Raw genomic sequence first — 10800 nt, forward strand, 5'->3', positions numbered from 1 at the left:
GCGCGCCTGGGCGGCCACCCGCCAGCCGTCCGACGTGCGCTCCCGCCTCCCGCTGCTGATCCCCGACCTGGAGCACAAGGCCGCCGCGCAACTGCTGCCGGAGGGCCAGATCAACCCGATCCTGCGCGACCTGCTCGACCCGGACGCCCACGCCCGGTCCGCACGGCCGAACTGGCTCGACCTCCGGTGGCTCATCCTCGTGGCAGGGGTGGCCCTTGTCCTGATTTTTCAGATCATGGAGCTGATCATTCCCTGAGTCCACAGATAGCGAGGTTCGCCGTGATCAACCGGCTTCTGCCGGCCGGCTTCGCTAGGGTCGGCCGCTATGGGAATGCCGATCAAGAACGTGCCGGGCGCGTCGTGGGTGCCGCCCACCGACGTCGAGCGGGCGCTGCTCGACGCCAGGTCACGGGGCGACCGGGACGCGTACCTGAGCGTCCTGCTGAGCGCCGACACGTTCTCGTACAAGCCGAAGGACCAGGTGGACCGCAGGAAGCTGGTCATCAACTGGCTGACGGAGAAAGGGCCGGATGGCCAGGACTGCCTGGTCGTCTACACGCGCGGTGAGTTGCCCCCGCGCCGTCCCGACGTCGTGGCCTGCGCCGTCTCGCTGCCCTTCCCGCCGGAGGAGTGGTGGGGCGGCGAGTTGCACGGGCTGCTCGTCAACCCGGGCAGCCCGTCCGGGACGTACTTCCCCGACGCCAAGCGCGACCGCAAGCGCTGGAAGGCGTTGAAGAAGAACCTGCCGAAGCGGGGGCACGACGCCGACCGGCTGCTCACCCGGCACACCGGCCCGCTGTTCGGGCCGCTGGCGCACGGGCTGGCCTGCGGCGCGCACCTCGCGGTGCACAACGGGGTGATCTGGAACGAGATCGGCGACGTCTACAGCAGCTACGAGCAGGACGTCGAGACCCTGCGCGACTCCTGGGGCGTCACCGACCGGCCCAACTGGCACGCGCAGACGGTGGCGCTGCTGGAAGGACGTAACAGCCCGTGGGAGCCGGAGTTCCTGCTGCGCGTGCGCGACGAGCTGGCCCGGCAGCACCCGGGCGCGCACCGTGACCCGTCGGCCTGGCAGCGGGCGGCGGCGGGCGTGCTGGCCCAGCGGGGCGTCGGGCCGCAGGCCATCGACCAGCTCATGGGGCTCGTCGCGAAGGTCGTCCGCTACGAGGAGCGCTTCCGCGCCGACGGCGTCCTGCCGCCCGACGGGTACGTGGTCTCGGCGCTGGGCTACGACTTCGGCCGGGCCGTGAACTTCGCGCGGTGGGGGCTGAGCGCCCGCTTCGCCGAGCCGTCCGAGGCCGAGCAGGCGGTGGTCAAGGCGGGCGAGCTGGCCCGGCAGGTGTACCGGACGTGGGAGGAGTACTCGGCGGGCTACATCCTGGGCCGGGTGCTGCGCTTCGACGACGAGTCGTTCGGTCACATGTACGGATCCGCGGTCGTCCCGCACCGCATCCTCACCCAGGACCCGGCCGGCCCCTGGCGCAACCTCCCGTTCGACCGGCCCTGACCTGCGCTCTCCCGTGTCATCACGCGTGTGCCGGGTAGCAGTCGCACCATGTCCGAGCTGCTGACCGGAGACCTGTACGCGTTCGAGAGCCTGCTCACCGCCGAGGAGCGCGGGACCCTGCTGCGGGTGCGCGCGTTCCTGCGGGAGAAGGTCGTGCCGATCGCGAACGAGTGCTGGGCGCGCGCGGAGTTCCCCGTGGAGCTGGTGAAGGAGTACGCCGAGCTGGGCATCGCCACGCTGGCCTGCCCCGAGTGCCCGGGTCCCAGGCCCAGCGGCCTGCTCAGCGGGTTCCTCGCGCTGGAGATGGCCAGGGCCGACCCGTCGATGGCGACGTTCTTCGGCGTGCACACGGGGCTGGCCATGGGCAGCGTCGCCGCCTGCGGCTCGGCGGAGCAGCGGGAGCGCTGGCTGCCCGCGATGAGCAGGATGGAGAAGATCGGCGCGTTCGCGCTCACCGAGCCGTCCGGCGGTTCGGACGTGGCGGGCGGCCTGCGCACCACGGCCAGGCGTGAGGACGGCACGTGGGTGCTCGACGGGGCCAAGCGCTGGATCGGCAACGGCACCTTCGCCGACCTGATCGTGGTCTGGGCCCGCGACGTGGCGGACGGGCAGGTCAAGGGGTTCGTGGTGGAGAAGGGCACGCCGGGGTGCACCGCCACGAAGATCGAGAACAAGATGGCGCTGCGCACGGTGCAGAACGCCGACATCACGCTGTCCGGTTGCCGGGTCCCGGAGGGCAACCGGCTGAGCGGGGCGAACTCGTTCCGCGACACCGCCAGGATCCTGCGCACGACCCGCAGCGGGGTGGCCTGGCAGGCGGTCGGCGTCATGCTCGCCGCGTACGAGATCGCGCTGCGTTACGCGGGGGAACGCGAGCAGTTCGGCCGGCCCATCGCCGGTTTCCAGCTCGTCCAGGACCTGCTGGTCAGGATGCTCGGCGACACGACGGCCTGCCTGGGCATGGTGGTGCGCCTGGCGCAGTTGCAGGATGACGGCGTCTTCAGGGACGAGCACTCGGCGCTGGCCAAGGCGTACTGCACGACCCGGATGCGGGACGTGGTCGGCTGGGCCAGGGAACTGCTCGCCGGGAACGGGATCATCCTCGACTACGACATCGCCAGGTTCGTCGCCGACGCCGAGGCGATCTACTCCTACGAGGGCACCCGGGAGATCAACACGCTCATCGTGGGCCGGGCGATCACGGGGCACGGCGCCTTCGTCTGACGACTCACCGTGAGCCGCGCACCACTACGGTCACGAACCGTGTGCTGACAAAGAGTCAACACCACATTCGGAGCTTTATTCGCATCCGTACCTTGAAGTCCCCCTGCACCGTCGGCATAGTGGACGCACCACAGGCGCATCCAGTCATGGCGGGCAAAACTCGGGGGCTGGACACCAGACGTCACGACGCCCGGCGGCGCATCACCACACGCTGAATTGGACATGAACGATGAGCTCGCCCCCGCCGATTCGCACCAAGCTGCTCAGGGTTCTCCTGCTTCCGCTGGTCTCCATGGTGGCCCTCTGGGGAGTCATCGCCTACTCCAGCGTGTCGGAGATCGCCACGGTCTCCCAGATCCAGGACCGGTGGGAGTCGATCGGGTCGCCGGTGCTGCGGCTGATCGTCGAGTTACAGAAGGAGCGCCAGCTTTCGGCCGAGGCTCCGTCGAGCACCGCGACGTACAAGCCGCTGACCGACCAGCGGCGGGTCACCGACGACCACGTCGAGCGGCTGCGTGAGGTGATCGCCTCGCTGGACGTCGAGTCGCCGGACGGGGAGCCGCCCGCGCAGGTGCAGGCGATGGTGCAGGCCCTCGACGGGCTCCAGTCGCTGCGCGCCTCCGCCGACGGAGGCGTGCTGGCCCCGCCGCTGACGATCATCGAGGCGTACAACAACCTGATCTCCGTGGCCAACCAGCAGTTCACCGACCGCGACGCGATGAGCGACGCCTCGTCCTACCAGACGGTGCGCGGCATGACCGCCTACAGCACCTCGGCGGAGTACCTGTGGCGCGAGCACGCCGTGCTCACCAGCACGATCGTGCGCCGCACCATGACGCCCAGCGACCGCGCCGCGTTCGTCTCGGCGATGACCGCCCGGCGGCTCACCCTCGCCAACGCCGAGCGCGACGTGAGCCCGGAGCTGCGCGCCAGGTATGACAAGCTCGTGGACGGCGCCGCGTACCGGCGGGTGGTGGCGGTCGAGGACGAGCTGTTCTCGTACGACACCGGCGGGCCGCCTCCGGTGTCGGCCTCCGGGTGGCAGGGCGTCGCCGAGTCCGTGCTGGCCCAGATCAACCTCGACACGCAGGCCGAACTGGCCCGCGCCGCGGCGTCGGGCGAGGCGCAGAAGACCGGGGCGTTCTGGCGGATCGGGGCGGTGCTGCTGCTGGGCCTGGCCGCGGTGCTCCTGTCCCTGTGGCTCTCCTACCGCTTCGGCCGCTCGCTCATCGAGGAGCTCAAGCGGTTGCAGGGCTCGGCGGTGGAGCTGGCCGAGCAGCGGCTGCCCCGGCTGGTCGAACGGCTGCGCCGCGGCGACGACGTGGACCCGGCCACCGAGGCCCCCGGGCTCGCCGCGGCCGAGACCGCCGAGGTGGACCGCGTCGTGCGCGCCTTCTCCGCCGTACGCCGCACCGCGGTCGAGGCGGCGGTCGGCCAGGCGGCCCTGCGCAAGGGCGTCGGCCAGGTCTTCCTCAACCTGGCCCGGCGCAACCAGGCGCTGCTGCACCGCCAGCTCTCGCTGCTGGACGTCATGGAGCGGCGGGTGGAGGAGCCGGACGTCCTGGAGGACCTGTTCAAGCTCGACCACCTCACCACCCGCATGCGCCGGCACGCCGAGAACCTGATCATCCTGTCCGGCTCCTCCCCCGCGCGCCGCTGGCGCGACCCGGTGCCGCTGTTCGACGTGGTCCGCGCGGCGGTGCTGGAGGTGGAGGACTACACCCGCGTGACCATCTCGCCGATGCCGCACGCCCCGCTGCTGGTCGGAGCCGCGGTCACCGACGTGATCCACCTGGTGGCCGAGCTGGTGGAGAACGCGGCCGTCTTCTCCCCGCCCAACACGACCGTGCAGGTGCGCGGCGTGACGACGGCCAACGGCATGGCGCTGGAGGTCGAGGACCGGGGGCTGGGGCTGGCCGACGCCACCCTCGACGGCCTCAACGCCCGGCTGGCCGACGTGCCCGAGTTCGACCTGGCCGACAGCGACCGGCTGGGGCTGTTCGTGGTGTCGCGCCTCGCGGCCCGGCACGGGATCAAGATCATGCTGCGGCGGTCGCCGTACGACGGGACGACGGCGATCGTGCTACTGCCCGCCGCGCTGCTCGCCGACGCCCGGCCGCCGGCCCTCACCGCCGGATCGGCCACGGATCCCGACGCCGTGCCCGACGCCGTGCCCGACGCCGTGCCCGACGCCGTGCCGGTCGGCGTTTCGAGCAACGGGTCGAGCAACGGGTCGAGCTCGGCGCACGGCTCCACCAACGGCCTGGGGACCAGGCCCGTACGCGGCACCTGGTTCGAGCCCGAGGCCAGGCCCGAACAGGACCCCGAGCCGCTGCCCGGTCCCGCCACGACCTCCGGACCGTCTCCCGGCTGGAGCGTCACCGTGCCGCCCCAGGAGGCGGACGAGGATCTCGACGGGCTGCCGATGCGGATCCCGCAGGCCAGCCTCGCCCCGCAACTGCGTTCCGACACGCGGCCGGAACGGCGCGAAGGCGGCGGGCGCTCGCCCGAGAAACTCGCACAACTCATGTCGTCCATGCAACGCGGCTGGCAGGAAGGCCGCCGGCAGGCCAAGCAGGAGGACGACGTGTGGAACCGAAAGGACGACCAACCCGATGCCTGACCCCAGAAGCGAACTGAGCTGGTTGCTCGACGACCTCATCCAGCGCGTGCCCGGCATCCGGCACGCCATCGTGCTGTCCGCCGACGGGCTGTCCATGGGCAGCTCCCGCGACCTGACCAGGGAGGACGCCGAGCACCTGGCCGCCATCTCCGCCGGCAGCCACAGCCTCGCCATGGGGGCGGGCCGGCACTTCGGGCTGGGCGGCGTCCGGCAGACGATCATCGAGATGGACGAGGGCTTCCTCTTCGTGGCCGCCGCCGGCCAGGGGGCCCGGCTGGCCGTGCTGGCCACGGCCGACGCCGAGCTGGGCATGGTCACGTACGAGATGGCGCTGATGGTCAAGCGGGTCGGCGAGCACCTGTCCGCGAACCCGAGGGGAGCGGCACCGGCACCCGCCTGGAACGGCGCGAAACCGTGACAGGAGAGGACCCCGGGCCACTGGTCCGGCTGTTCGGGCTGACGGGCGGACGGGCGCGCCCGCAGGGTGAGGCGTTCGACCTGGTGGCCATCGTCACCACGGCCCACGACGCCCCCGAGCCCGGCGACCTGATGCCCGAGCATCGCGCCGTGCTGTCGTTGTGCCGCCGGCCCACGCCGGTGGCGGACGTCGCGGCACACCTCAGGCTGCCGCTCAACATCACCCGCGTGATCCTCGGCGACCTGCGGCGGGACGGCCTGATCGGCATCGAGCGCCCGCGTCCCGCGGCGCAGACGATCGACCAACGCATCTACAGGGAAGTGCTGGATGGGCTACGCAGTCTCTGAGCCGGGTACGGCCGCCGTCTCGTCGGCCCTGGCCATCAAGATCCTCATCGCGGGCGGCTTCGGGGTCGGCAAGACCACCATGGTGGGCACGATCAGCGAGATCCGCCCGCTGCACACCGAGGAACTGCTCAGCGACCGCGGCATCGGGGTGGACGACACCTCGGGCGTGGAGTCCAAGACCACCACGACCGTGGCGCTGGACTTCGGCCGCATCACCATCCGCGACGGGCTGTGGCTGTACCTGTTCGGCACGCCGGGCCAGGACCGGTTCTGGTTCATGTGGGACGAGCTGACGCTGGGCGCGCTCGGCGCCGTCGTGCTCGCCGACACCCGCCGCCTCCAGGACTGCTTCCCGGCGGTGGACTACTTCGAGCAGCGCGGGATCCCGTTCGTGGTGGGGGTGAACTGCTTTGACGGCGCCCGCCGGTACGAGCCGGCCAAGGTGCGGCGGGCGCTCGGCCTGGGCGAGCACATCCCGGTCGTGATGTGCGACGTGCGGCGGCGGGTGTCGGTCAAGGAGGTGCTCACCACGCTCGTGACGTACGCGGTCGAGAGAGCCTGACGGCCCGCCCGGGGCGTGCGTTTCGCCAGGTCCGGCCCGGGTAGCCAGGGGGCGTCACGTCCGAGGCCCCCGAACGACCGTCTCCTCCCGCGCCCGGATCGGCCAGTCAGCGAGGAGGGGGCCTTGACCGAGATCCACGGGAGGTGCGAACCCGGGTTCGCGGCCGTGCGCGAGGCGTTCGCGCGCAACTTCGACGAGGGCCGGGAGCACGGCGCGTCGGTGACCGTCTACCAGCGCGGCCGGCCCGTCGTGGACCTGTGGGGCGGCCGGGCGGGCGAGCACGACGGCTGGCGGCGCGACACCGTCACCCTGCTGGCCTCGGCCACCAAGGGGCTGGTCGCCGCGGCCGCGATGCTGCTCGTCGATCGCGGCCGGCTCGATCTCGACACGCCGATCGCGGAGTACTGGCCGGAGTTCGCGGCGGCCGGCAAGGCGGACATCCCGCTGCGGTGGGTGCTGGGGCACCGGTCGGGGGTCGTGGCCGTCGATCCGCCGCTGACCCTGCCGGACCTCGAGAAGCACGCGGCGGTGAGCGACGCCCTGGCCGCCGCCCGGCCCGCGTGGCGGCCGGGACGGGCGCACGGCTACCACTGCCTGACCATGGGCTGGCTGGTCGGCGAGGTGATCAGGCGCGTCACGGGCCTGTCGGTGCAGCGCTTCTTCGCGGCGGAGATCGCCGCCCCGCTGGGGCTCGACCTGCACATCGGCCTGCCCGCAGGATGGGAAGGGCGGCTGGCCGCCCTCGTGCCCCCCACCGAGGCACAACTCCTCCAGGGACGCGCCGACCCGGCTCTCGCGGGCCTGAACCGGGCCATCTGCGACCCCGCCTCGCTCTTCCACCGCTCGACCTTCGGCACCGTCGCCGTGGCGGGCAACCCGCTGGCCGCCCTCAACCTGCCCCAGGCCGAGATCCCCTCCTGCGGCGGGACGGGCAACGCGGCGGGGCTCGCCCGCATGTACGCCGCGCTCGTGAGCGAGGTCGAGGGCGTGCGCCTGCTGCGCCCGGAGACGGCCGACCGGGCGCGCACCGTCGAGGCCAGCGGCATGGACCTGGTCCTGCGCTGCCGTACCTCGTACGGGCGCGGTTTCCTGTTGCCCGGCGGCCCGATGTGGCCGGGCGACTGCTCCCCCACCGCGTTCGGGCATCCGGGCGTCACGGGCGTCTTCGCCTACGCCGACCCGGACCACGAGCTGGGCTTCGCCTACGTGCCCAACCGGATGACGGAGCTGATCGAGGGCGGGGCCGACCGCGTCCGGCGCCTCGTCGAGGCCACCCACCGCTGCGCCGCCGGCTGACCACCGGCGGTGCCGCTCAGAGGTAGGGCCGCTCAGAGGTAGGGGCCCGCCGGCGGGCCGGACGGCGGCTGGGAGCCGGGCGGGCGGGGCAGCTCGACGCGGCCCGCCTGAAGGGTGAGCCCGACCCGGATGCCCTGGAAGACGCCTTCCAGCCAGCCGACGAGCTGGCTCTGCGCGATGCGGATCTCCGACTGGGTGAGCGTCCCGGACGAGGCGGGCAGCAGCCGCTCCAGTTCCTCCCGCAGCTCGGGCGCCACCGAGTCGCCGATCTCCTCGACCACCCGGGTGTGGATGTGCTGCAGAGCGTCGCGGGCGTGCTCGTCCAGCGTCAGCCCGCGGGCCTCGTCGAGCAGCGAGCGCGCCATCGTGCTCACGCGCAGCAGCCTCGCGGGCTCCTTGACCCGCCCGATCTCGGCCTCCACCGCCGACTCCGGACTCTGCTCGCCGCCGTCACCGTCGTCGCCGAACGAGCCGCTCGGGCGGTGCGAGCCGCCAGGGCGGTGCGAGCCGCCGTCGTCACCGAGCCGCTCGCCCTGCTGAGGTGGGCCGCCCTGACGTGAGCCGCCGCCGTTCCCGCGCGGGTCGCCGTCGCCGGGAAAGCCGTCCGGCTGGTGCGGGCCGCGCGGTCCGTCCGGCCGGCGCGGGTCGGGTGCTGAGGTCATGTCGGCGCCCCCGTGAGGTCGCGGATCGCTCGAAAGCGCGGTCAAGACGCACCCTGCCCCGGTTAGCGCCGCTCACGCGCCCCGGCGCGGAGTGCGTGGCGGCGCGCCCGGCTCAGACGACGTACGCGTCCGCGCTGGACGGATCCGCCATATTAGGCAAAAATTCCCCGCAAGTCATAAAAATGCCCCACGTTCTCCACGCGAGGTGACGGGTCATGAACATCGACGAGCTGACCGCGATCGACGTGCACACCCATGTCGAGGTCTCCGCCGACGGCCACACCTCGCTCAGCCCCGAGCTGTTCGGCGCCTCGGCGCAGTACTTCGGCGCGCACGAGCGCCCCACGATCGACCGGATGGCCGCCTACTACCGCGAACGGCGGATGGCCGCGGTGGTGTTCACCGTGGACGCCGAGCACGCCACCGGCCACCCGCGCATCGCCAACGAGGAGATCGCGGAGAGCTGCGCCCGGCACGCCGACGTGCTCATCCCGTTCGGCGGCATCGACCCGCACAAGGGCCGCGCCGGCGCCCGCGAGGCCCGCCGCCTGGTCACCGAGCACGGGGTGCGCGGCTTCAAGTTCCACCCCGGCATCCAGGGCTTCGACCCGGACGACCGCCTCGCCTACCCGCTGTACGAGGTGATCGAGGAGCTGGGCGCGATCGCGCTGTTCCACACCGGGCAGACCGGCATCGGCGCGGGCGTGCCGGGCGGGGCGGGGATCCGCCTGCGGCACTGCAACCCGATGCTGGTCGACGACGTGGCGGTGGACTTCCCGCACCTGAAGATCATCCTGGCGCACCCGTCGTTCCCCTGGCAGGACGAGGCCCTGGCGATCGCCACGCACAAGCCGTCGGTCCACATCGACCTGTCCGGCTGGTCGCCGAAGTACTTCCCGCCGCAGCTCGTCCGCTACGCCAACAGCCTGCTGCAGGACAAGGTCCTGTTCGGCTCCGACTACCCGGTGCTCACCCCGGACCGCTGGCTGGCCGACTTCGCCGGACTCGACATCAAGCCGGAGGTCCGCCCCAAGATCCTCAAGGACAACGCGGCCCGCCTGCTCGGCCTCACACCCAAGGAGAACGCGGCATGACCGTCACCGCCCGCGGCCTGGCCGAGATCAAGGCGCTGGCCGGCTCCGACCTCGGACGTACCGGCTGGCTGGAGATCACCCAGGACCGGGTGCGCGCCTTCGCCGCCGCCACGGACGACCACCAGTGGATCCACGTCGACCCGGACCGGGCGGCGCGCGGCCCGTTCGGCGGCACGATCGCGCACGGCCATCTCACCCTCTCCCTGGTCATCCCCCTGTTCGGCGAGCTGCTCGACCTGCAAGGTGTCGGGATGAGCGTCAACTACGGCCTGGACAGGGTGCGCTTCCCCAGCCCGGTCCGGGTCGGCGCGCGCATCCGTCTGGCCGGCCGGGTCGCCGAGGTCGAGGACGTGCCCGGCGACGGCGTCCAGATGCACGTGGACCTCACCGTCGAGATCGACGGCCAGGCCAAGCCCGCCTGCGTCGCCCGCGCCATCTACCGCCACTACGCCTGACAGCCTCCGCGCCCGGCCCCCCTACCATGTGATCGTGACTCCGACTCCTCGACGCGCGCCCCGCTCCGCCGCCCGCGGCGCGGGCGCGCCCAGCATCCGCGACGTCGCCGCCGCGGCGGGAGTGTCGTACCAGACCGTCTCCCGCGTGCTGAACGAGTCGCCGCGGGTGCGCCCGGAGACCCGCACGGCGGTGCTGGCGGCGATCGAGAGCCTCGGCTTCCGGCCCAGCCGCACCGCCCGCGCCCTGAGCCTGGGCCGCGCCCGCGGCATCACCGTGGTCACCTCCAACACCATCCTGTACGGCTACGCCGCCGTCCTTCAGGGCCTGGAGGAGGCCGCCAGGGCGGAGGGCATGGCGATGGGCATCAGGGTCGTGGAGTCGGCCGAATCCGCCGAGGTGAAGCAGACCGTCGACCACGTCGCCGACGCCGGAGCCGGCGGGGTGGTGGTGATCGCGTTCGACCCGCTGGGGGTCGCGGTCCTGGAGGCACTGCCGGAGCACGTCCCGGCCGTCGCCGCCGCCGAGCCGGCCGCCCCCGACCGGGGCCGGGTCGCCATCGCGCTCGACGAGCGCCGCGCCGCCGCCGACGCCACGCGGCACCTCCTCGG

Annotated in this window: 12 protein-coding genes; 11 read left to right on the forward strand and 1 reads right to left on the reverse strand. The window is 72.6% G+C overall.

Annotated features, from left to right (window positions below; genetic code table 11):
- The 8 genes from FAF44_RS48615 to FAF44_RS48650 all read left to right on the forward strand — a co-directional run.
- Positions 1–256 (forward strand): hypothetical protein (locus FAF44_RS48615; RefSeq protein WP_237110266.1); only part of this gene is annotated, 256 nt, incomplete at its 5' end.
- 69 nt (positions 257–325) lie between these two features.
- Positions 326–1510 carry a DUF1266 domain-containing protein gene (locus tag FAF44_RS48620; protein ID WP_237110267.1) on the forward strand — a complete coding sequence of 395 codons (1185 nt, stop codon included), beginning with the start codon at positions 326–328 and terminating at the stop codon, positions 1508–1510.
- A gap of 48 nt (positions 1511–1558) precedes the next feature.
- Positions 1559–2734 carry an acyl-CoA dehydrogenase family protein gene (locus FAF44_RS48625; protein ID WP_237110268.1) on the forward strand — a complete coding sequence of 392 codons (1176 nt, stop codon included), beginning with the start codon at positions 1559–1561 and terminating at the stop codon, positions 2732–2734.
- Positions 2735–2963: 229 nt separating this feature from the next.
- A complete protein-coding gene (locus FAF44_RS48630) occupies positions 2964–5357 on the forward strand; it encodes a nitrate- and nitrite sensing domain-containing protein (RefSeq protein ID WP_237110269.1) in 2394 nt (797 codons plus the stop codon).
- On the forward strand, positions 5350–5775 hold the full coding sequence (locus FAF44_RS48635; protein WP_237110270.1) for a roadblock/LC7 domain-containing protein: 426 nt from the start codon (positions 5350–5352) through the stop codon (positions 5773–5775). Before FAF44_RS48630 ends, FAF44_RS48635 begins: the two co-directional genes overlap by 8 nt.
- Positions 5772–6122, forward strand: coding sequence for a DUF742 domain-containing protein (locus FAF44_RS48640; protein WP_237110271.1), 351 nt, complete (start codon positions 5772–5774; stop codon positions 6120–6122). The genes FAF44_RS48635 and FAF44_RS48640 overlap by 4 nt, the downstream gene beginning before the upstream one ends.
- Positions 6103–6684 carry an ATP/GTP-binding protein gene (locus FAF44_RS48645; protein WP_237110272.1) on the forward strand — a complete coding sequence of 194 codons (582 nt, stop codon included), beginning with the start codon at positions 6103–6105 and terminating at the stop codon, positions 6682–6684. Before FAF44_RS48640 ends, FAF44_RS48645 begins: the two co-directional genes overlap by 20 nt.
- A gap of 123 nt (positions 6685–6807) precedes the next feature.
- On the forward strand, positions 6808–7980 hold the full coding sequence (locus FAF44_RS48650; RefSeq protein ID WP_237110273.1) for a serine hydrolase: 1173 nt from the start codon (positions 6808–6810) through the stop codon (positions 7978–7980).
- 32 nt (positions 7981–8012) lie between these two features.
- On the opposite strand, the gene FAF44_RS48655 is transcribed toward FAF44_RS48650, so the two are convergent.
- Complete coding sequence (locus tag FAF44_RS48655; protein ID WP_237110274.1) at positions 8013–8642, reverse strand: proteasome activator; 630 nt, start codon at positions 8640–8642, stop codon at positions 8013–8015.
- A gap of 215 nt (positions 8643–8857) precedes the next feature.
- Between FAF44_RS48655 and FAF44_RS48660 the strand changes: the two genes are divergently transcribed.
- The 3 genes from FAF44_RS48660 to FAF44_RS48670 all read left to right on the forward strand — a co-directional run.
- A complete protein-coding gene (locus FAF44_RS48660) occupies positions 8858–9736 on the forward strand; it encodes an amidohydrolase family protein (RefSeq protein ID WP_237110275.1) in 879 nt (292 codons plus the stop codon).
- Entirely contained in the window at positions 9733–10191 is a 459-nt protein-coding gene (locus FAF44_RS48665; RefSeq protein WP_237110276.1) for a MaoC family dehydratase, read from the forward strand. The genes FAF44_RS48660 and FAF44_RS48665 overlap by 4 nt, the downstream gene beginning before the upstream one ends.
- 34 nt (positions 10192–10225) lie before the next feature.
- Positions 10226–10800 (forward strand): LacI family DNA-binding transcriptional regulator (locus FAF44_RS48670; protein ID WP_237110277.1); only part of this gene is annotated, 575 nt, incomplete at its 3' end.

The sequence above is a fragment of the Nonomuraea sp. MG754425 genome (assembly GCF_021699195.1).
In the GTDB taxonomy this organism is placed as follows: domain Bacteria; phylum Actinomycetota; class Actinomycetes; order Streptosporangiales; family Streptosporangiaceae; genus Nonomuraea.

What these genes read in the sequence shown, in the direction of transcription:
- FAF44_RS48665 (WP_237110276.1), top strand. Translation starts at nt 9,733, where the DNA reads ATGACCGTCACCGCCCGCGGCCTGGCCGAGATCAAGGCGCTGGCCGGC.
- FAF44_RS48630 (WP_237110269.1), top strand. Translation starts at nt 2,964, where the DNA reads ATGAGCTCGCCCCCGCCGATTCGCACCAAGCTGCTCAGGGTTCTCCTG.
- FAF44_RS48655 (WP_237110274.1), bottom strand. Translation starts at nt 8,642, where the DNA reads ATGACCTCAGCACCCGACCCGCGCCGGCCGGACGGACCGCGCGGCCCG.
- FAF44_RS48635 (WP_237110270.1), top strand. Translation starts at nt 5,350, where the DNA reads ATGCCTGACCCCAGAAGCGAACTGAGCTGGTTGCTCGACGACCTCATC.
- FAF44_RS48625 (WP_237110268.1), top strand. Translation starts at nt 1,559, where the DNA reads ATGTCCGAGCTGCTGACCGGAGACCTGTACGCGTTCGAGAGCCTGCTC.
- FAF44_RS48645 (WP_237110272.1), top strand. Translation starts at nt 6,103, where the DNA reads ATGGGCTACGCAGTCTCTGAGCCGGGTACGGCCGCCGTCTCGTCGGCC.
- FAF44_RS48620 (WP_237110267.1), top strand. Translation starts at nt 326, where the DNA reads ATGGGAATGCCGATCAAGAACGTGCCGGGCGCGTCGTGGGTGCCGCCC.
- FAF44_RS48660 (WP_237110275.1), top strand. Translation starts at nt 8,858, where the DNA reads ATGAACATCGACGAGCTGACCGCGATCGACGTGCACACCCATGTCGAG.